At 64.6% G+C, this 20,819-nt stretch carries 15 protein-coding genes; 8 read left to right on the top strand and 7 right to left on the bottom strand.

Translation table 11 applies throughout. The annotated features are described in order from the left end of the window. The 6 genes from FQU96_RS01305 (at position 1) to FQU96_RS01280 (ending at position 5,623) form a co-directional block, all read left to right on the top strand. Positions 1-489: a RidA family protein gene (locus FQU96_RS01305; RefSeq protein ID WP_146539035.1), complete on the top strand. Its 489-nt coding sequence runs from the start codon at positions 1-3 to the stop codon at positions 487-489. A 78-nt stretch (positions 490-567) separates the two neighbouring features. Beyond that, positions 568-1,779 carry a tryptophan synthase subunit beta gene (gene trpB / locus FQU96_RS01300; RefSeq protein ID WP_146539034.1) on the top strand — a complete coding sequence of 404 codons (1,212 nt, stop codon included), beginning with the start codon at positions 568-570 and terminating at the stop codon, positions 1,777-1,779. Beyond that, positions 1,776-2,609, top strand: a complete 834-nt coding sequence (trpA, locus tag FQU96_RS01295; protein ID WP_146539033.1) for a tryptophan synthase subunit alpha — start codon at positions 1,776-1,778, stop codon at positions 2,607-2,609. The genes trpB and trpA overlap by 4 nt, the downstream gene beginning before the upstream one ends. 31 nt (positions 2,610-2,640) lie before the next feature. Then, a complete protein-coding gene (locus FQU96_RS01290; RefSeq protein WP_146539032.1) occupies positions 2,641-2,835 on the top strand; it encodes a hypothetical protein in 195 nt (64 codons plus the stop codon). Next, on the top strand, positions 2,832-3,434 hold the full coding sequence (locus tag FQU96_RS01285) for a zeta toxin family protein (RefSeq protein WP_146539031.1): 603 nt from the start codon (positions 2,832-2,834) through the stop codon (positions 3,432-3,434). Before FQU96_RS01290 ends, FQU96_RS01285 begins: the two co-directional genes overlap by 4 nt. 38 nt (positions 3,435-3,472) lie before the next feature. After that, positions 3,473-5,623, top strand: a complete 2,151-nt coding sequence (locus FQU96_RS01280; RefSeq protein WP_146539030.1) for a trans-aconitate 2-methyltransferase — start codon at positions 3,473-3,475, stop codon at positions 5,621-5,623. A 2-nt stretch (positions 5,624-5,625) separates the two neighbouring features. Here the strand turns inward: FQU96_RS01280 and FQU96_RS01275 are convergent, their stop codons facing one another. Both FQU96_RS01275 and FQU96_RS01270 read right to left on the bottom strand, forming a co-directional pair. Beyond that, positions 5,626-5,982, bottom strand: coding sequence for a glyoxalase superfamily protein (locus tag FQU96_RS01275; protein ID WP_146539029.1), 357 nt, complete (start codon positions 5,980-5,982; stop codon positions 5,626-5,628). Continuing rightward, positions 5,982-6,641: an MBL fold metallo-hydrolase gene (locus FQU96_RS01270; protein WP_146539028.1), complete on the bottom strand. Its 660-nt coding sequence runs from the start codon at positions 6,639-6,641 to the stop codon at positions 5,982-5,984. The genes FQU96_RS01275 and FQU96_RS01270 overlap by 1 nt, the downstream gene beginning before the upstream one ends. A gap of 168 nt (positions 6,642-6,809) precedes the next feature. Between FQU96_RS01270 and FQU96_RS01265 the strand changes: the two genes are divergently transcribed. Continuing rightward, positions 6,810-7,976 carry a D-alanyl-D-alanine carboxypeptidase family protein gene (locus FQU96_RS01265; protein ID WP_178130238.1) on the top strand — a complete coding sequence of 389 codons (1,167 nt, stop codon included), beginning with the start codon at positions 6,810-6,812 and terminating at the stop codon, positions 7,974-7,976. Here FQU96_RS01265 and FQU96_RS01260 read toward each other — a convergent pair. From FQU96_RS01260 to FQU96_RS01240, 5 genes are all read right to left on the bottom strand, one after another. Continuing rightward, the gene (locus tag FQU96_RS01260; protein ID WP_146539026.1) at positions 7,965-10,148 is read right to left on the bottom strand and encodes a PAS domain S-box protein; all 2,184 of its coding nucleotides are present in this window, start codon (positions 10,146-10,148) and stop codon (positions 7,965-7,967) included. The genes FQU96_RS01265 and FQU96_RS01260 overlap by 12 nt on opposite strands. A 61-nt stretch (positions 10,149-10,209) precedes the next feature. Next, positions 10,210-12,300, bottom strand: a complete 2,091-nt coding sequence (locus FQU96_RS01255) for a PAS domain S-box protein (RefSeq protein WP_178130237.1) — start codon at positions 12,298-12,300, stop codon at positions 10,210-10,212. Positions 12,301-12,601: 301 nt separating this feature from the next. Further along, the gene (locus FQU96_RS01250; RefSeq protein ID WP_146539024.1) at positions 12,602-14,809 is read right to left on the bottom strand and encodes an ATP-binding protein; all 2,208 of its coding nucleotides are present in this window, start codon (positions 14,807-14,809) and stop codon (positions 12,602-12,604) included. Between the two features lie 50 nt (positions 14,810-14,859). Further along, complete coding sequence (locus FQU96_RS01245) at positions 14,860-17,088, bottom strand: PAS domain S-box protein (protein WP_146539023.1); 2,229 nt, start codon at positions 17,086-17,088, stop codon at positions 14,860-14,862. Positions 17,089-17,283: 195 nt separating this feature from the next. Next, on the bottom strand, positions 17,284-19,515 hold the full coding sequence (locus FQU96_RS01240; RefSeq protein WP_178130236.1) for a PAS domain S-box protein: 2,232 nt from the start codon (positions 19,513-19,515) through the stop codon (positions 17,284-17,286). A 413-nt stretch (positions 19,516-19,928) separates the two neighbouring features. Here FQU96_RS01240 and accD point away from each other — a divergent pair, with 413 nt between their 5' ends. Continuing rightward, positions 19,929-20,813: an acetyl-CoA carboxylase, carboxyltransferase subunit beta gene (gene accD / locus FQU96_RS01235; protein ID WP_146539021.1), complete on the top strand. Its 885-nt coding sequence runs from the start codon at positions 19,929-19,931 to the stop codon at positions 20,811-20,813. Positions 20,814-20,819 lie beyond the last annotated feature (6 nt).

The raw sequence follows: 20,819 nt of genomic DNA, 5'->3' as shown, positions 1-20,819 counted from the left end.
ATGAAGATCCAGAAGCGTCTGAAAGAGCTGGGCATCGAACTGCCGAAACCGAGCAATCCCATCGGGACGTACGTGAACGCCGTGCGCACCGGCAACCTGCTGTACCTCTCCGGCAAAGGGCCGGGCGCGGTGCGCGGCAAAGTCGGGGCCGACATGAGCTGGGAAGACGCCAAGACGCACGCGCGCGCCACCGGGCTGAACCTGATCGCGGTCATGAACGACGAGCTGGGCGACCTCGACCGGGTGAAGCGCATCGTCAAGGTGCTGGGCATGGTCAATTGCACGCCCGACTTCACCGACCCGCCGAAGGTCATCAACGGCTGCTCCGACCTGTTCGTCGAGGTGTTCGGCGATCGCGGCCGGCATGCGCGCTCGGCTGTCGGCATGGCGTCACTGCCCAACGGCATCCCGGTCGAGATCGAGTGCATCGTCGAGGTCGACGATGCCAAGAAGAAGGACGGAAAAAAGGCCGGCAAGAAGAAGCGCTGAACGCCGTACGTCGCCCCCCCTCTGGAGGGGTGTGCCCGGGCGTGCTAAAGCCCGGCCCGAATGGAAAACGGGATTGTCATGAATGTCCTGAACAGCTACCGCGGCGGGCCTGACGAACGCGGCCATTTCGGCCTCTTCGGCGGTCGCTACGTCGCCGAAACCCTGATGCCGCTGATCCTCGAGCTGGAGAAAGCCTACGAGGCGGCGAAGAAAGACGCGTCGTTCCAGGACGAGCTCGACAATCTTCTGGCCCACTATGCCGGCCGGCCAAGCCCGCTCTACCACGCCGCGCGGCTGACGCAGCAGCTGGGCGGCGCCAAGATCTACTTCAAGCGCGACGAGCTCAATCACACCGGCTCGCACAAGATCAACAACGTGCTGGGCCAGGTCCTGCTGGCCAAGCGCATGGGCAAGACTCGGGTGATCGCCGAGACCGGCGCTGGCCAGCATGGCGTTGCCACGGCGACGGCCTGCGCGCTGTTCAACCTGCCGTGTGTCGTCTTCATGGGCGCCGTCGACGTGGAGCGCCAGGCACCCAACGTGTTCCGCATGAAGCTGCTGGGCGCCGAGGTGCGGCCGGTGACTTCGGGCTCGGCGACCTTGAAGGACGCCATGAACGAGGCACTGCGCGACTGGGTCGCTACGGTCGAGACCACGTTCTACTGCATCGGCACCGTGGCCGGCCCGCACCCCTACCCGGCGATGGTGCGCGACTTCCAGTCGGTGATCGGCAACGAGACACGCGAGCAGATCATGGCGGCCGAGGGCCGGCTGCCGGACACGCTGGTGGCCTGCATCGGCGGTGGCAGCAACGCCATGGGCCTGTTCCATCCCTTCCTGGACGACCCTGGCGTGCGCATCGTCGGCGTCGAGGCGGCGGGCAAGGGCATCGAGACCGGCGAGCACGCCGCGTCGCTGACCGGCGGCCGGCCCGGCGTGCTGCACGGCAACCGCACCTACCTGCTGCAGGATTCCGACGGGCAGATCACCGAGGCCCATTCGATCTCGGCCGGACTCGATTATCCCGGCATCGGACCCGAACACGCGTGGCTGAAAGAGGCCGGTCGCGTCGAGTATGTCTCGGCGACCGACAACGACGCGCTCGAGGCGTTCCAGCTGTTGTGCAAGCTCGAGGGCATCATCCCGGCGCTGGAGCCGGCGCATGCCCTGGCGCACGTGATGAAGCTGGCGCCGACCCTGCCCAAGGACAACCTGCTGGTGATGAATCTCTGCGGCCGTGGCGACAAGGATGTCTTCGCCGTCGCCGAACGGCTGGGAGTGAAGCTGTGAGTCGCATTGCTGCGCGGTTTGCCAAACTGAAAGCCGAAAAGCGCGCCGGCCTTGTCACCTACGTCGTCGCCGGCGACCCCAACCCCGACATTTCGCTCGAGATCCTCAAGGGCCTGCCCAAGGCGGGGGCCGATCTCATCGAGTTCGGCATGCCCTTCACCGACCCGATGGCGGACGGCCCCTCGATCCAGGCCGGTGGCCAGCGCGCGCTGAAGGCCGGCATCACCATGGACAAGACGTTCGACATGGTGCGCCGCTTCCGGGCCGAGACCGGCGATCAGGACACGCCCGTCCTGCTGATGGGCTACTACAACATGATCTATCAGCGCGGCGCCGAGCGGTTCTGCACGGATGCAGCCGCCGCCGGCATCGACGGCTTCATCATCGTCGACCTGCCGCCGGAAGAGGCCGACGAGCTGAAGCCGCACGCGACCAAGGCCGGGCTCGACACCGTGCTGCTGGCGGCACCGACGACGGATGCCAAGCGCCTGCCGGCGATCCTGCAGTTCGCCTCGGGCTTCGTGTACTTCGTCTCGATCCTGGGCATCACCGGCACCACGTCGGCGAGCGAAGAGGCCGTGAAGGGTCACGTCGCACGCCTGCGGGCGCAGACAGCGCTGCCGATCGTTGCCGGCTTCGGCATCAAGACGCCCGACCAGGCCGCCGCCGTGGCACGCCACGCCGATGGCGCCGCCGTCGGCACCGCCATCGTCGATCGCGTCAAGGCCGGCCTCGACGACAACGGCCAGCCCAAACCGGACCTGCTGCCCGGCATTTTCGCCTACATCCGTGCGCTGGCGGACGGCATGCGCGGGGCGCGGCAAGGTTGAAACGCCCTCTGGGCGGCCTTATCTTTGGGCCATGGACCAGCAGGTGGTGCCGCTTGATGAACTTGCCGAGGGCCTCCGGCAAGGAATAGCTGTGGCTGTCCGTGATGCCCACGCTCATGGGCTGCCGGTCTTTGAAGCGGACGACACGACAATCTACGCGGTCTATCCGGACGGACGCCGCATTGCGGTGGAACGCCTGCCGCGAGACGATCCCAAGGCCGCGTGACATCTCCTGTCCTGATCATCCTTGCCGGCGCAAACGGCGCGGGGAAAACGACGTTCGCGAAGCACAATCTTCAGTCCTTCATAGAAGCTGGCACGTTTCTTAACGCCGACGAGATCGCGCACGCAGTTCGCCCTGACAATGTTGATGCTGTTGCCGTGCAGGCAGCCCGGAGCATGCTCCATGAGCGTCATGAGATGCTTAGCCGCGAAGTGTCCTTTTGTATTGAGACTACGCTGGCAACCCTGACGCTCCAGCGTTTCATCCGGAACGCCCACGCAGGGGGATATAACTCGCGGCTGCTCTTTCTCTTCACGCCACACCCTCAACTCAATGAGCTTCGCGTGAAACAGCGCGTGATGATGGGTGGCCACAATATCGATACGGATACCATCCGTCGTCGCCATGCTCGCGGGTTGAAACAACTTGCTGACTACTGGGATGTTTGCAACGAAGGCATTGTATTTGATGTGCGCACGCAGCGACCAAGCGAGATCGTCAGCAAAGACACGCAAGGCACACGTATCGCCAGTGAAGCAGGTTGGAGATTGCTGAACCGCAGGATCCAGGCCGCCGGCGGTCGAATACTGAGCGAAAGCTGACGTCGCAACGCTCGCCTCTTTCGGAGGAGACGGTAGCAATGGACCATCCCGCACGCGGCGACGTGTCCGCCTACCAGCGGTATTTCGCGGGCATGGACGCTTCGATGGACCAGAAGGCCGCCTTCCTGGCGGCCCATCTGGTGACCGATCCGGGTGCGCGCATTCTCGATCTCGGCTGCGGTTCAGGGGCGCTGTCGGCACGGCTGGCGCTGCTGGCGCCCGGTGCGCACGTCGTGGGCGTCGACATCGATCCGCAGACGGTGGCGCTGGCGGGCGAGAAGTATCAGCTGCCCAACCTCTCTTTCGAAGTGGGCGATGCCGCCGCGGTCCATGACGGCGCCGACGCCGTCGTCTCGTGCTCGATGCTGCACCACGTCTACACCTACGGACCGCGCGCCTATGACGAGGCCGCGGCCGAGGCAGCGGTGCGGGCTCATATCGCATCGCTGCGGCCGGGCGGGCTGCTGGTGCTGCGCGACTTCTGCGTCGACGGCGCACCGGAGGAAACGTGCCTGCTGGATGTCGGCGCGCTGCCGGGTTCCGACGGCCGCTCCGACGTCGACATGCTGCGCGACTTCGCCGTGCGCGCCCGGCCGCTCGATGCGCTGGGCAGCGGCTTTCCGCTCGAGGATCTCGGAGAGACCGGCGACGGCTTTCGCCGCTTCCGCCTCTTGCGGCGATGGTCGGCGGAGTTCCTGTTGCGCAAGGACTACCGCACCGACTGGGAAATCGAGCTGCGCGAGCAGTATGCGTTCTGGACCGTGGGTGAATTCGCGCGCGTCGCCGAGCGCGCCGGCACGCGCGTCATCCGCGCCGCGCCGATCCACAACCCGTGGATCCTGCAGCATCGCTTCGCCGGCCGCGTGCGGCGCTTCGACGAGCGCCTGCGGCCGCTGCCCTGGCCCGCCACGAACGTGGTGCTGGTGGCGCAGCGCGTGGCACCCGGCCGGGCGCTGCGCCTGCGCGAGCAGCGTCTGGACGATGCGCCGCCGACCTACCTGCGCCAGACCAGCTGGACCGGCACACACGAGGTGTACGACCTGATCCAGCGCCCGACCGGCGCCATCGATTTCCTGCCCTACGCCGTGACGGACGGACGCCTGCGCGTGCTGGCCCGCAGCGGCTGGCCGCGACCAGCCATGGTGATGATGCGCCGCGGCGGCGATGTCGGCGAGGAGATCCGCTCGGGACACGCCGTCGAGATGATCTCGCTGGCAACGGACGGGCGCGATCCCGGTGCCGACTTCCTGGCGCGATCCGGCCTCACGCTACCGCAGACGGTGCATTTCGAGCGGCTGCTGACGTTCCTGTCGTCGGCCGGCATGGTGGACGAAGCGACGCAAGGCATCGCCCTGCATCTGCCCGACCTGCCCGCCAGCGGACCGGCGCCGCGCCCGCCCGAGCTGGCGTTCGACGCGGGCACGCTGCAATCCTTCGATGCGCAAAGCCTGCTGCGCGCCGCCGAAGTCGGCATGCTGCCCGAGGGGCGGCTGGAGCTGATGATCCGTGCGCTGTCCCACAAGCTTGACCTGCCCACCGGCGTCTGGGCCGGCGAGAGCTTCACGCCTTCCGCCATCGACCTGGCCGTGACGCCGTGGGACGAGATCGCGCGACCCGCCGGCACGCCCTTCGCGCCGACGAACAACAGCACCGGCTTCCTGCGCCGCATTCGATCGGTGTTCAGCGAGGAACGCGCCGGGCCACGGGGGCCGGTGCCCGGGGCGCGCCAGGCGTTGGAGATGGCAATCCCGGCGCGGCACGGTACGTGGACCGTGTCGGCGCTGCCGGTGTACCGCGATACGTCCGGCAGGATCCTGATCGGCATCGAGCGGCGCGTTCTGCCAGCGGCACAGTTGCGCTTTGGCGATGCCGGCCTGCCCTGTGTGCCGGCCTGGCGCGTGGCACTATTGCCTGACGCCCCCGATCCATTGCGTCAGGCGGCGGCCGATGCGGTGGGCTGCCCGACGGAGGCCGTGGTCCGCCTCGGGGCGCCGTACCATCCCAGCCTGGGCATCACACCGGAGCGTGTGCAGCCTTTCGTCGTGGCCGCCGGTGACCTGCCGCAATCCCTGCGGGCGTCACTGGCGTTCGCGACGCTCGAGTCGGTGCTGGCGCGCGCCGGTGACGTCCGCGACGGCCATCTCCTGATCGCCGCCTTCCGCCTCGCCGGCATGCTGGACCTCGCCTGAGATCAGTCGCGGCTGCCGTCGAAGCGCAGGATATTGCCGAACGGATCGTTGATCGACACGTCCTGGTCATTGGGGTCGGGGCGCGCGAAGCGGGCTTTCTTGTCGTGCAGTTCGCGCAGGAAGCCGCCGATGTTATCGACCTTGATGTAGACGGCACTGCCCGGCGTGCCGTCGCCATAGTGTTCGCTCAGGTGCAGCGTGACGCCGCCACGCGAGATCTGGACGTAGAGCGGCAGGTCGGGGGTGAAGCGATGCTCCCAATCGAGCGCGAAGCCCAGGAAGTCGAGATAGAATTCCTTGGCCTTGTCGACATCGAAGATGCGCAGGATCGGGATGGCGGGATGGAGCACGGCGCTCATCACGCCTCGTCGTCTTCGAACAGCATGTCGCAGACGAACGGGTTGGTCTTGCGTTCCCAGCCGAACGTCGACGTCTGCCCGTGGCCGGGGACGAAACCGATGTCGTCGCCCAGCGGAAAGAGCTTCTTGCGGATGGAGTGAAACAGCTGCTCCTGGTTGCCGCGCGGAAAATCGCTGCGGCCGACGGAACCGCGGAACAGCACGTCACCCACGAAGGCGACCTTGGCCTCGCGATGCACGAAGACCACATGGCCCGGCGTGTGGCCCGGGCAATGCACGACGTCGAAGGTGACGTTGCCCAGGCTGACGGTGTCGCCGTCGTGCAGCCAGCGATGCGGGCGAAAGGGCTTGGGCACCGGAAAGCCGTACTTGCGGTTGGAGTCCGGCAAGCCTTCGATCAGGAACAGATCGTCCTCGTGCGGCCCCTCGATCTCGACGCCATAGTGCTCAGCGATGGCGCCGGCCCCGGAAGCGTGATCGACATGGCCATGTGTCAGCATCACCTTGCCGACGGTCATGCCGGTCTCGGCGACGGCGGCCTTCAGGCGTTCGACGTCGCCGCCCGGATCGACCAGGGCGCCCTGGTTCGTCGCCTCGCACCAGACGAGGGAACAGTTCTGCTGGAACGGCGTGACGGGAACGACGGCGATCTTGATCATGGCTGCCGCAAAAGACCTCTGGTTTCAGCCTTTCCTAAGGCGCTACGTCGCCCTTGCAAAGGTCCCCGGCGGGAAAATGCAGACTGCATGACCGGGTTGCGCTAGATTGACGCCATGCGTTGCTGGCGTCCGCTCATCGTCCCCGCCGTCTCGGCATTCCTGTCCTGCATGGCCGTCCCGGCTCTGGCCCAGTTGTCGCCCCTGCCGACACCGACGGGCCCGCTGGTCGCGGGTCCATCCATCGTGGTCGACGCACAGACCGGCGAGGTTCTGCACCAACGCGATGCCGGTGCCCCATTCTATCCGGCGTCGATCACCAAGCTGATGACGCTCTACCTGCTGTTCGAGGACCTCAAGGCTGGCCGCATCGGGTTACAGGACAAGATCGGCTTCTCCGACTACGCCTACAACCAGCAACCCTCGAAACTGGTGCTGCCGCGCGGTTACCAGATCACCGTCGAGCAGGCGATCCTGGCGCTGATCCTGCGGTCGGCCAACGACGTGGCCGTCGCCGTCGGCGAGCGCCTGTCGGGCTCCGAGACGGCTTTTGCCGAGCGCATGACGTCAACGGCCCGCCGCCTGAGCATGACGGGCAGCTTCTTCAAGAACCCCAGCGGCTGGAAAGATCCGGAGCAGATGACGACGGCGCGCGACATGGCGCTGCTGGCCATCGCGCTGATCCGCGACTTCCCGCAGTACTACCCCTATTTCAATGCGCACGACGTGATCATCAACAACGTGCGCATCGGCCACAGCGTGAAGTTCCTGGACAAGTATCCCGGCGCCGATGGCCTGAAGACGGGCTTTCTGTGTTCGTCCGGCTTCAACCTGGTGGCCTCCGCCACCCGCGACGGCCGCCGGCTGGTGGGTGTCGTTGCCGGATTTCGCCGCGCCGACCTGCGCGACGAAGCGGCGGTGCGCCTGTTCGACGAGGCCCTGCGCGCCCGCACCGGCGGTGCCCGCCCCAAGGTCTGGCAGATCGACAACACGGGCAGCCGGCCGGCGACGGTCCTTTCGGACAGCGACTGCGTGCCAGCGCGTTACGACTATCCCGGCGATGGCGCCTGGGTCGGCACCTTCGCCAGCGTCGCCGCCGCGCGCCAGGCGCATCAGGCCGCGCAGGCCAAACTGGCTATCGCCGGCCGGACGTGGCTGGGCCGCGAGTGGATCGTCGACGTCGCCATGGGCAAGCAACGCAAGTTCGCCACCATCATTGCCGACCTCGAGCCCGGTGCGGCCGGTCAACTGTGCGCGCTCTATCAGTCGGCGAAACAATTCTGCCAGGTCATGCAGCCGCAGCAGTTGGTGCGCCCGTTCCAGAATCTATGGCGCTAGCCCCGGTGTGTCCGCAGCACCGCCGGCGTGCGCGGCATCCAGGGCAACGGTGAAGCGAGCCCCACCCTCGGCACGGTTCTCTCCCGCGATCGTGCCGCCCATCTGGCGCACGATCTGATAGCTCACCGACAGGCCGAGCCCGGTGCCCTGGCTCGTCGGTTTGGTCGTAACGAAGGGCTCGAATAGCCGCGGCAAAATGGCGTCGGGGATGCCAGCCCCGTCATCCTCCACGATCGCCAGAACCTTGCGCGAGGCTACCTCATAGCGCGTGCGCAGGTGCACTGTGCCGCCGCGCGACATCGCGTCGTCCATGCTGTCCCGTGCCTGGATCGCGTCGCGGGCATTCAGGATCAGGTTCAAGATCACTTGCTGCAGCCGCCCGCTGTTGCCCATCGCCCGGGGACAGTGCAGAGCGAAGTCCAGTGCCAGTTCGACATCCAGGATACGCAGCTGCTCGCGCAGCAGAGCCGCCGCAGCACCAACCGCCTGCGACACGTCGATCAGGGTCGATGCTTCATCGGACCGCCGCGCAAAGCCTTTCAGGTCATTGATGATCATAGCGGCGCGTTCCGTCTGGCCCACGATCCGTGACAGCTTGTCATCGATCATTCCGCGTATGTCCGCCAGCCTCGTCTCCGGCGACATATCCTTGATCTGCTCTGCCAGGTTCTCGAGGCCGAGCTGGATGATCGTCAGCGGTTGATTGATCTCGTGTGCCACACCGGATGCCATCTCACCCAGCGTCGCCAGGCGCGATGCCGCGAACAACTCCAGTTCCGTCGCCCGCCGGTCCGTCTCGTCGACCGCGACGAACACGATGTGCTCGACGTGCCCCGTCTCGTCACGCACCGGGTTGGCGGTGATGTGATGAATACGCTGCCGTCCGCCCGGGTCGACAAAGACCTTCTCGTACGTGATGCCCGAGATCGCATGGGATGGATCGGCACGAAACCACGCGGTAAAGACCGCGGAGTCGACGGGAGTCTCGATCACGTCGTACATCGGGTGGCCGACGAAGTCGGCGACCGACCTGCCGGGCATCAGGCTCATGAAGCCGGCGTTCACGACGATGATCCGCAGATCGCGATCGACCACCATGATGTGCGCACCGGTTGACTGGATCACCGAATTCAGTCGCTGCAGCTCATATCGCAGACGTTGGGCCAGATCGTGCTGTTCCTGGACGTCACGCATCGTGCCCGCGAACGCCAGCTGGCCATCGAGGTTGTCCTCGTCCTCCGGGGCCGACAGGCGCTCCTCCAGGTAGCGGGTCGAGCCGTCTTTGCCGATGGCGCGGAACGGGACAATGCCGGGCTTCCCGCGATTGTTGACCGCCCACTCGATGCATTCGTGCAATCGCGGCAAATCGTCCGGGTGGTAGATCTTGTCCGGCAGATCACCGACGATTTCCTCATGCGAATAGCCCAGCAGCATGCCCTTGCCGCCGCCGACATAGTTGATCCGGCCGCTGCGATCGGCCGAGTAGACCATGTCGGACAGGGAATTGATCAGCATATCGAAACGCTTCTGCGCCGCATGCGCCGCGGCCTCGCTCTGCTTCAAGTCGGTGATGTCACTGCGAATCTGAACGACCCTGCCATCCGATATGACGACCCGGCTCAAGCGTATGAAGCGGCCCTCTGGCGATATCCTGTCCGTGGTTGGTTCCCGGGCCCGGAACCGGCGCAGCTCGTCGGCTTTCCACTGCTTGGGATCTACTGAGGGATCAAGCGCGTGGATGCGAGATGCGACGGCTTCGACGACATCTTCGAGACGCTGTCCGGTGGGCAATTCACCCAACGATCGAGCGAGTTGGCCGGTGGCGGCATTCCAGAAAACGAGCCGCTCATCAGCGTCATACACCGTGATGGTATTGGGAAGAGCGTCAGCGGCCTCGACCAGCTGATCGCGCTCGGCCCGCAATCGCACCGCGGTGGTGTCGAACTGCCGTGTCGAGGCGCAATACCGCGCCGCACGCAGCGTCATTCGCCATAGCAGAATGGTCGCTCCCACCAGCGGCACCGACAGCATCGTCGACAACAGCCAGGCGGGAGCCTGCCACATCACCGACACGGCCACGCCCGCAACGGCAAATGCTGCGGCGATCGCGATTCCGATAACGGAAGCGCCACCCGCATCCATCAGTTCATCCAGGCTCCGACGCCGCGTCATGGGATTGCGCGCCACCTACCGCCCAACGCAAGCGCCGGCAGGTTGCCAGTCCCATGATGTGTCAGTCATGGGCGGACACACTGGCAGGCGCCGCATCGAGTGTGACAATGAATCGTGCTCCTCCTCCGGTGCGATTCTCGGCCGTGATTGCACCCCCCATCTGCCGGATGATCTGATAGCTCACCGACAACCCCAGACCTGTGCCTTTGCCCGTCGGCTTGGTGGTAAAGAACGGCTCGAATATCCGCGGCAGGATGTCATCCGGGATGCCAGGTCCGTCATCCTCGACAGACACCATGACCTTGCGGGCCGATACCTCGACCCATGTCCGCAGCCGGATGACATGGTGCCGCGCTTCGAGGCTTGCTGCCGGGACCTCCTGCATGATGGCGTCGCGGGCATTCAGGATCAGGTTCATGATGACCTGTTGCAGCCGGGCGCTGCTGCCGATCACGGCCGGACAGCCCGGATCAAGATCCAGTACAACCCCGACATCCGACAGGCGCAGCTGCTCACGCAACAGCTGCGCCGCCGCGGCCACGGCGGTGGATACGTCGAATGGCTTTGCGGCCTCGTCGGATCTGCCGGCGAAACCCTTCAAGTCCTTGATGATCGTTGCTGCGCGGTCGGTCTGGACGACCATCCGCGACAGCTTTTCGCCGATCAACTCGGATACCTCGGCCAGGGTGGCCTGCGCCCCCATCTCCTGGAGCTGCTCCGTCAGGTTCTCGATACCGAACCGAATGATCGTCAGCGGCTGGTTGATCTCATGCGCCACCCCCGACGCCATCTCGCCCAGGGTCGCCAAGCGCGATGCCGCGAACAGTTGGAGCTCGACCGCGCGACGCTCGGTTTCGTCAACGGCAAGGAATACGATGTGCTGTACTTGCCCTTGTTCGTCGCGCACAGGGTTGGCGGTGACATGATAGGTCCGCCGCCGGCCGCGCGCATCGGGTCCCCCGTTTTCGTATTCGATGCCTTTGACGAGCTCGTCCGGTCCAGCGGCGAACCATGCGTCGAACACCGATTGATCGACCGGGACCCGGATAGCATCGCGAAGCGGACGACCGACAATCGTAGCCACTGTCCTTGGCGTGGTATCCAGGACTTCGCGATTCACCATGACGATGCGCATGTTGCGATCGACCATCACGATGCGGGCACCGGTCGACTGCACGACCGAGTCCAATCGCCGCAGCTCGTACCGCAGGCGCTCCGCCATCTCGTGCTGGGCCTGGATGTCGCGGATCGTTCCGGTGATCGCCAACTCGCCGTCGAGATTGTCCTCCGCTTTCGGGGCCGTGACGCGCGCTTCCAGGTGGCGGACGGCACCATCCTTGCCGACGCCTCTGAACGTCAGCGAAACCGATTCACCTCGATTCCGCCTCATCCGGGTGATGCACTCATCGACCCGATGCTGATCCTCGGGGAGGATGACCTCGCGCGCCGTGCGCCCCACAATCTCATCCGGCGCAAAACCCAGAAGCGACGCGCCGCCCAGATAGTTGAAGCGCCCAACACGGTCGCTGGAAAACACGGTGTCCGGCAATGAACTCACCAGCGTGTCGAAACGCTTCTGCGCGGCGTGCGCTGCGGCCTCGTTGCGCTTCAGGTCCGTGACGTCGATCCAGAGCCTGACCGAACCACCGCTGCGGGTCGAAGCTTGTCGCAGGCGCATCGTCCGCCCATCGGCCCAGGAACGATCGCCACCTTCGCGAGCACGGAATATGCGCAGATACTCGATCTTCCAGTCCGCTTCGAGGCCGGGATAGGCAGCCTTGAACTGGGGCTCGAGGTACGGAAGCATGTCCTCGATCTTGAGACCGACCAGAGACTCGTCGAGCTTGATGTAGGTCGGCTCGTTGCGATAGGCGGCATTGAACATGACAAGCCGCTCATCGGCATCGTACAGGGTCATGCTGAGCGGAATAGCGTCAAGGATCTCGCCGAGCCGCCGCTTCTCCGCTTCGACATGCTCCAGAGCGTCGCGCGCCGCCTCCATGGTGTGGCGCTGCATCGCGACGACACGTCCTACATGCCACAGCAGAACACAGGCGCTCACCAGGCCGATCACAAGAAACGCCGGCCACGCAGCAGATGACAGCAGCGACGGCGATGCTCGATCCGCAGCAGCGAGGGCGATCGTCACCACCACGCCACCGACGGCAAGACCCGTTATCGCCAAAAGGCCATGGCTCTCACTGCGTCCAACGGCACGACACAGCGTGGCGAGCTGACCGCCAACACCTCCGCCACCGACACCAAGCGCTCCATTGTTGGCCATCGAATGCCTCTCGACGCCGTGGCTGCATGGCTCAAGCTGCAATCAGCCGAAGCGATCCCAGAATGCAGTCCATGCAAATCATAGGGCGCGGACCTTGCGACGCAAATGGTTAGCGGGCTCGAATGGTTCGAGTTTGTACCAAGATGGTGCCACCACACCGGCGCGACCGTCAGGCCATTGCCGACGCGGCAACAGCCGGTGGCGACAAGCCGTCGGCGATGCCGGCGGGTGCGGCATCCAGCGTGATGGTAAAGCGAGCCCCGCCTTCGGCACGGTTTTCCGCCACGATCGTGCCGCCCATCTGGCGGATGATCTGATAACTGACCGATAGTCCCAGACCCGTGCCCTTGCCGGTCGGCTTGGTCGTGAAGAAGGGCTCGAAAACCCGGGACAGCACGTCGTCGGGAATGCCGGGCCCATCATCCTCCACGGTCGCGACGATCTTGCCACCCGACTCCACGGATCGTGTGCGCAGCCAGATCGTGCCGCCGCGCGACTGGTCCTGGATGGCGTCGCGCGCATTCAGGGTCAGATTCATGATGACCTGCTGCAGTCGGCCGCTGTTGCCGAGCACCGGCGGGCAGCCGGATGCAAGATCCATCATCAACGTGACATGCGCCATGCGAAGCTGTTCGCGCAGCAGATCGGCGGCCGCATCGAACGCCTCGGACACGTCGAATAATCCGGGTGCCTCATCGGACTTGCGGGCAAAACCTTTCAGGTCCCGGATGATCGTCGCCGCACGCTCGGTCTGGTTGACGATCCGCAGGAGCTTCTCGTCGATCAGTTCCGATACCTCACCCAATGTCGTTCCTGGCGGCATCTCCTGCAGGTGCTCCAGAAGATTTTCGACGCCGAACCGGATGATCGTCAGCGGTTGATTGATCTCGTGTGCAACGCCCGACGCCATCTCGCCCAGGGTTGCCAGGCGCGACGCGGCGAACAGCTGCAGCTCGGCCGCCCGTCGTTCGGTCTCCTCGACGGCGAGAAACACGATGTGCTGCACCTGCCCCTGCTCGTCGCGCACCGGGTTGGCCGTAATGTGGTAAATGCGCTGACGGCCATCGTGATCGATGAAGTTCTTTTCGTATCTGATACCTTCGATCGCGTCGGACGGTTTGGCGTCGAACCATGCCTTGAACACCGACTGATCCACCGGACTGCTCATCACGTCGTACATCAAGTGGCCGACAAAATCCTCGGCCGCCCTCCCCTGCATGAGGCTGAGGAAGCCGCGATTCACCATGTTGATACGCATGTCGCGATCGACCAGCATGATGTGGGCGCCCGTCGATTGAACCACGGAGTTCAGGCGCTGCACCTCGTAGCGCAAGCGCTCCGCCATTTCATGTTGCGCCTGGACGTTGCGAACAATGCCCGTGATCGCCAGTTCGCCACCGAGATTGTCCTCCTTCCTCGGCGCCGTCATGCGCACTTCCAGGTGGTTGACGGTGCCATCCGCAGCAACGCCGCGAAAGGTGAACGTCACAGGTTTCCCGCGGTTCTGCGCCAGGCTGGCGACCGCCTGGTCGAGAAGCGGCAGGTCGTCGGGGTGAAAAATGGCGCGCGGCTGCACCCCCAGGAGACTTTGAAACGCGTGGCCCAGCAGCCTGCCACCGCTGATGTAGTTGATTCGTCCAAGGCGATCCGCGGAGAACACCGTGTCGGCCAACGAGTTGACCAGCATGTCGAAGCGTTTCTGTGCGGCTCGCGCCGTCTCCTCGCTGCGCTTCAGATCAGTGACGTCCATCCAGACCTGGGCAGTGCCGCCGCTCGGGATGGCGACGTGGCTCATGCGAATGATCCGGCCCTGGGACGTGAGCACCTCGTCAACCGCCACCCTCTGGCGGAAACGGCGCAATACATCTGCCTTCCAACGATCCAGGTCCACATCGCGTGTGCGAAACAGCGGCAAAATGCTATCCACCAGTTCCTCAAGCGCGATTCCGGCCAGCGGCCCCTTCATGTCCTCCAGACGTTGGATGCCGGTCGGAACGGTCGCGTTGTAGAGAACGAGGCGCTCCTCTTCGTCGTACAGGGCAAGACCTGCCGGGATCGCATCCACGGCCTCGGCGAGATGCTGGTGGATGATCTGCCGTTCCTTTTTTGCGGCCCTAGCGTGGTCCGCCTGCTGCAGGTACCGGGTCGCGCGGTGTGCCAGGCGCCACAGCTGAACGGCAACGACCACCAACCCAGCCGACAGCAGTGCCGAAGGTAGCCAGGTGGGAACGGATGAGCCGCCTTGCTCCCGCATGACAACGAGAACCACGCTTGCCGCCACACACACACCAGCGAACCCGGTGGCAGCCACCACAGCAAGCAGGCCACTACGGCCGGCAGCGTGGCCCAGCTGGTCAAGAAAACGATTACCACTCATGACTGTCGACAGTTGCTCGGGCCGTTATCTCAAGGTTACGTGGAACGCTGTCATCCGACGGCAGTCGGACGGTCAGCTGGGGCGGCATTCAATGTAATCGTGAAACGAGAACCACCCTCGGCGCGATTCTCAGCCGAAATCGAGCCCCCCAGCTGCCGCAGGATCTGGTAGCTCACCGACAGGCCCAATCCGGCTCCCCTGCCGGTGGACTTGGTCGTGAAAAACGGCTCGAAGACGCGCGGCAATACCTTGTCCGGAATACCAGAACCATCGTCTTCCACCGTCATGATGATCTTGCCGTTCGCAGCCACCGCCGAACGAAGCTTGATCATGCCGCGGCGTGACTGAGCGACACTTGGCCGACCAACCTCCAGGATCGCATCCCGGGCATTGAGAATGAGGTTCATGACCACTTGCTGCAGCTGCCCGGTGCTGCCGATGGCCGGCGGGCACCGCGGATCAAGATCCAAAGTCAACTCGATATCGGACATCCGCAACTGCTCGCGCAGCAGGTTGACCGCCGAACCGATCGCGCCGGCCACGTCGAACGGCGCCGGCGCCTCGTCGGACTTCCGCGCGAAACCCTTGAGATCCCTGATGATGATGGCGGCGCGATCGGTCTGAACAACAACCCGCGCCAACTTCTCGTTGATCAGATCCGCGGCCGTCGCCAGCGGCGTGTACGCCGGGATCTCCCGCAGCTGCTCCTGTAGATTTTCAACGCCGAAGCGAATGATTGTCAGCGGCTGATTGATCTCATGCGCAACACCCGAAGCCATCTCGCCCAGGGTCACCAAGCGCGACGTCGAGAAAAGCTGCAGTTCGGCCGTCCGGCGCTCGGTTTCGTCGACGGCGAGGAAAACGATATTCTGGACTCGCCCGTGCTCGTCACGGACCGGATTGGCCGTGACGTGATAGACGCGGCGCTGCCCCTGTGGGTCCGGTGTGGTGTTTTCGTACTCGATGCCGTCGATCGGCTCGGAGGGTCCGCTCGCGAACCACGCATCGAACACGGCTTGATCGATCTGGCTTTTGATGAGCTCCCGCATCGGGCGACCGATGACCGTGGCCGCTGACCGTCCGGGCACGGCCTCCAGAAACTCCCGGTTCGCCATGACAATACGCATGTCCCGGTCGACCAGCAGCACGCACGCACCCGTCGATTGCACGACCGAGTCCAAGCGCCGCAGTTCGTAACGCAGACGCTCCGCCATCTCGTGTTGTGCCTGCACGTCGCGAATGGTGCCCGTGACCGCCAGTTCGCCGGCGAGATTGTCTTGCGCTGCCGGGGCCGTGATACGCGCCTCCAGGTGCCGCTCCGCGCCATCCTTGCGAATACCCCTGAAAGCCAGCGCGACAGGTCCGCCCCGACCCTGACGCGCGCGCGCAATACATTCATCGACCCACGGCCAATCATCCGGGTGGATAAGGTCGCGGGCCAGCCGGCCCATCAATTCGGCCGGCGCGTAGTCCAAAAGAGGCGCACCACCCACGGCGGTGCATCGGCCTTCGCGATCGGAAGAGAACACAGTATCGGGCAACGAGCTGACCAGCGCATCGAAACGCTTCTGCGTCGCATGCGCGGCCTGTTCGTTGCGCTTCAGATCCGTCACGTCGATCCAGAGCCTGACCGAGCCACCGCTGCGGGTCGAGGCCTGCCGCAGGCGCATCGTCCGCCCATCGGCCCAGGAGTGGTCACCACCCTCGCGGGCGCGGAATACGCGTAGATACTCGACCTTCCAGTCAGGTGCGAGACCAGGATAGGCGGCCTTGAACTGGGGCTCGAGGCGCGGAAGCATGTCCTCGATCCTGAGACCGATCAGGGATTCGTCGAGCTTGATATAGGTCGGCTCCTTGCGATAGGCGGCATTGAACATGACGAGCCGTTCATCCGCATCGTAGAGCGCCACGTTGAGCGGGATGGCATCAAGAAGCTCTCTGAGCTGGCGACGCGCGATGTCGCCTTTCACCACATCCTCGCGCACCGCCTCCAGCGATCGGTGATGCGTCACGACCGTGCGGCCGATCCACCACAACAGAAGCACGGCGCCGACCAGGCATACGGCAAGCACCAGGAGCCAACCGGTCGAGGAAAGCAGAAGGCTCGACGACGGCTGTATCACCACAGCAAGACTGGCGGTCACCATCGCGCCGACAGCGGCAAGGCCACTCGTCGCCAGAATCGCGTAGGTTTCAGCATATCCAACGCTGCGGGCCAGGGTACGCAAACGACCTCTAGCGTCTTTCGCATCGAAACCGAGCGCCACATTACCGGCCATCGGAACGACCTTCGCTGCACCTCTCCAATCCCATGTGGGGGCGACGCGGTGACCGATCGGCGTTGACGGCAACCATCAGGGATGGTCCAGGCGGTATTCGCTGCGTTGTCTCGCGCAAATAATACGGCGTCGACCTTAGGAATCAAACGAATTACCGCGCATCAACTGCGCACCGCGATGCCGATATCGATGCGTTCACGCGACCGCGGATCTGACGACGCGAACCGACGATACCGCTGTCACATCCGCCGAGGCGACGTCCAAGGTTATGGTGAAGCACGCGCCGCCTTCGGCGCGATTCTCGGCCACGATCGTGCCGCCCATCTGGCGGATGATCTGATAGCTCACGGACAGGCCGAGACCAGTGCCCTTGCCGGTCGCCTTCGTCGTGAAGAAGGGCTCGAAAAGCCGGGGCAGGACGTGGTCGGGGATCCCCGGTCCGTTGTCTTCCACGGTGGCAACCACCTTGCTGATGGACGGCAGGCTGCGCGCCGTGATGCGCACCATACCGGGCTGCGATTGTGAAGCATCGGCCGCGCGTCGTTCGAGTATGGCATCGCGCGCATTTAGAATGAGATTGATGATCACCTGCTGCAGCCGGCTGTCGTGACCGAGCACCGGCGGGCAGGACTCATCGACGTCGACCACTTCTTCGATGCGAGAGAGACGCAGCTGCTCGCGCAGCAGTTGCGTGGCGGACCGCAATGTTTCGGCGACATCGAACGGCCGTGCCGTGGTCTCCGGCCGGCGCGAAAAGGCTTTCAATTCCTGGATGATCGCAGCCGCGCGCTCGGTCTGCGCGATGATCCGGGTCATCTTGGCGTCGATCACGCCGCCGGCACTCGCCAGCGAAGCGTCGGCCGCCATGTCCTGAAGCTGTTCCACCAAACTCTCGGCAGCGAACCGGATGATCGTGAGTGGCTGGTTGATCTCGTGCGCCACGCCGGACGCCATTTCGCCAACGGTCGCCAGACGCGAGGAATCGAAGAGCTGCAGTTCGGCCGCGCGCCGCTCGGTTTCGTCGACCGCGAGAAAGACGATGTGCTGGATATGGCCGGTGTCGTTACGCACGGGATTGGCCGTGACATGGTAGATCCGACGCCGGCCCTGATGATCCATCACCGCATTCTCGTATTCGATGGCCTGGATCACGTCCGTCGGCGCCGCGGCGAACCACGCCTCGAAGATCGCCTTGTCGATCGGACTGGCAATGACCTCCCGCAGCGGTCGGCCGATGACCGCCTCGGCCGACCGCCCCGGCCGGGTATTCAGGAAACCGTTGTTGGCCATGATGATGCGCAGGTCGCGATCGACCAGCACGATCGATGCGCCCGATGACTGTACGAGCGAATCAAGACGCTGCAGTTCATAGCGCAGTCTCTCGGCCATGTCGTGCTGGGCCTGCACATCGCGCATCACGCCGGTGACGGCGAACTCGCCGTCGAGATTGTCCGCCTTGTCGAGTGCCGTCATGCGCACTTCGATCTGGCGAATCGTCCCGTCCTTGCACAGTCCGCGATGCGTATAGGCCACCGGCACGCCGCGTTCGTGGCGCAAGCGGCCAATGCAGGCCTCGAGCTGCGGCCGGTCGTCGGGATGGACGATGTCGTGCGGCCGCCGCCCCAGCAGCTCTGCCGGCTGGTAGCCCAGCAGCTGCAACATGGCACCGCCGACGTAGCTGAACCGTCCGGTGCGATCGGTGGAGAAGACGGCGTCGGACAGCGAGTTGACCAGCAGATCGAAGCGCCGCTGCGCGACCTGGCCCTGTTCCTCGCGCTGCTTCAGATCGGTGATGTCCATGCGCGTCAAAACCAACCCGCCGCTGGATGTCGGAACCTGGCCGACTCGCATCGTCTGCCCATTGTCCCACAGCCGGTCGATGACCCTGCGCTCGCGAAAGCGGCGCAGGTACCCGGCCTTCCAGCGCGACAGATCGCGATCCGGAAAAACCTGCCTCAGCTGCGCTTCGAGACGAGTCAGCACCTCCTCGTAGCTGTGGCCAATCATCGACGCATCCAGCCCGTCGATGTGCTGGATCAGCGTGTTGTAGGCGGCATTGAATGCAATGAGCCGCTCATCGCCGTCGTAGAGGGCGACGCCCATCGGCAGGGCGTCGAACGCCTCGCCGAGTCGTCGATGCTGCAGCAGTGCGCTCGCTTCTGCTTTGCGGGCACGATCGGCCTCATGCCGATGTTCGGCAGCAGCACGGTCCGCGTGGTGCAACAGAATGCCGGCGCCGATCAAACCGACGCAGCAGATCATGAGCGCGGCAAGCGTCAGAACCTGGAGATCGCCGATCAACGAAGCGAACCCGGCCGGATGCGCGCTCGACCACCACACCGCCGCAAGGCCGATCGTCAGCACGGTACAGAAGATTGCAAGGCCCCAGATGATCCGCACGTTTCGGTTGCCACGCCCGGGCGACATGAATGCTTCGCGGTCCCTCGCAGTCATCACCTGCCGGAAACCGTCTGTCTGGCCCGCCGTCGATTCTTCCGCGTTCTGCGGCGACTCGATCCGTGACATGGGGTGACTTCCTAACGATCGCCGTAAGTCAACGGCACACTCACCAAGTGTGAGAGACAATGACTGCGTCTAACATCATGAAACTACGTGCTAAAGCCCGGCGACAGTAGCATGTCCGGTCGCTACCGTAGACCAATTCCAGTCTACTGCGGACCAATGACCGATTTCTGGCGATCGCCGTCAGCAAGATCGAGCAGGGGGCGTCCGTGGCACCGCAAGCTATTGATATATATCTACAATTCCGCACTTTGCCGGCACTGCCAATTCATGCCATACCGAATCCAACCGCGGCCCCGAGGAGGTAGAGCCACGCCATGAACTGGCTGACCAATTTCGTGCGGCCCAAATTGCGGGCCCTGGTGGCGCGCAAGGAAGCGCCGGAGAATCTCTGGCTCAAGTGCCCCAACTGCGAGCAGATGCTGTTCCACCGCGATCTGGAGGCCAACCAGCAGGTCTGCAGCCATTGCGACCACCATCTGCGGATCAAGCCTGCGGCGCGACTGGCCACCCTGTTCGATGACGCGAAGTACGACACACACCCGCTGCCCAAGACGATCATCGACCCGCTGAAGTTCCGAGATCGCAAGCGCTACACCGACCGACTGAAGGAAGCGCAGGCTGAGAACGGTACCCATGCCGAGGCCCTGACGGTCGCCAGCGGCAAGCTGGACGGCCATGCCACGATCGCCGGTGTCTGTGACTTCTCCTTCATGGGTGGCTCCATGGGCATCGCCGTGGGCGAGGGCCTGCTGATGGCGGCCAATCTCGCGGTGGACGCCAAGGCGCCGTTGATCGTGTTCTCGGCCTCCGGTGGCGCGCGTATGCAGGAGGCGATCCTGTCGCTGATGCAGATGCCGCGCACCACGATCGCCGTGCAGCGGGTCAAGGAAGCCGGCCTGCCTTACATTGTCGTCCTGACCGACCCGACAACCGGTGGCGTCACGGCCTCGTTCGCCATGCTAGGCGACATTCATCTCGCCGAGCCAGGGGCGCTGATCGGGTTCTCCGGACAGCGCGTCATCCAGGACACGATCCGCGAGACCCTGCCGCCGGGCTTCCAGCGCGCCGAGTACCAGTTCGATCACGGCATGGTCGACGCGATCGTGCATCGTCACAAGATGCGCGAGACGCTGATCCGCCTGACCGGCCTGCTGCTCAAGCGGCCGCAGACAGAGCCGACGCCGGCGGCCGCCGCCTAGGCCTTC

This window comes from Reyranella sp. CPCC 100927 (genome assembly GCF_007859315.1).
GTDB lineage: Bacteria > Pseudomonadota > Alphaproteobacteria > Reyranellales > Reyranellaceae > Vineibacter.
The sequence above is the reverse complement of the archived record's forward strand: the minus strand, read 5'-3'. Positions and strand labels throughout refer to the sequence as shown.

What these genes read in the sequence shown, in the direction of transcription:
- FQU96_RS01275 (WP_146539029.1), bottom strand. Translation starts at nt 5,982, where the DNA reads ATGAGCGCCGTGCTCCATCCCGCCATCCCGATCCTGCGCATCTTCGAT.
- FQU96_RS01265 (WP_178130238.1), top strand. Translation starts at nt 6,810, where the DNA reads ATGGCCGTCCCGGCTCTGGCCCAGTTGTCGCCCCTGCCGACACCGACG.
- FQU96_RS01240 (WP_178130236.1), bottom strand. Translation starts at nt 19,515, where the DNA reads ATGTCGCCCGGGCGTGGCAACCGAAACGTGCGGATCATCTGGGGCCTT.
- FQU96_RS01290 (WP_146539032.1), top strand. Translation starts at nt 2,641, where the DNA reads ATGGACCAGCAGGTGGTGCCGCTTGATGAACTTGCCGAGGGCCTCCGG.
- FQU96_RS01270 (WP_146539028.1), bottom strand. Translation starts at nt 6,641, where the DNA reads ATGATCAAGATCGCCGTCGTTCCCGTCACGCCGTTCCAGCAGAACTGT.
- FQU96_RS01250 (WP_146539024.1), bottom strand. Translation starts at nt 14,809, where the DNA reads ATGAGTGGTAATCGTTTTCTTGACCAGCTGGGCCACGCTGCCGGCCGT.
- FQU96_RS01260 (WP_146539026.1), bottom strand. Translation starts at nt 10,148, where the DNA reads ATGACGCGGCGTCGGAGCCTGGATGAACTGATGGATGCGGGTGGCGCT.
- accD (WP_146539021.1), top strand. Translation starts at nt 19,929, where the DNA reads ATGAACTGGCTGACCAATTTCGTGCGGCCCAAATTGCGGGCCCTGGTG.
- FQU96_RS01245 (WP_146539023.1), bottom strand. Translation starts at nt 17,088, where the DNA reads ATGGCCGGTAATGTGGCGCTCGGTTTCGATGCGAAAGACGCTAGAGGT.
- FQU96_RS01305 (WP_146539035.1), top strand. Translation starts at nt 1, where the DNA reads ATGAAGATCCAGAAGCGTCTGAAAGAGCTGGGCATCGAACTGCCGAAA.
- FQU96_RS01280 (WP_146539030.1), top strand. Translation starts at nt 3,473, where the DNA reads ATGGACCATCCCGCACGCGGCGACGTGTCCGCCTACCAGCGGTATTTC.
- trpB (WP_146539034.1), top strand. Translation starts at nt 568, where the DNA reads ATGAATGTCCTGAACAGCTACCGCGGCGGGCCTGACGAACGCGGCCAT.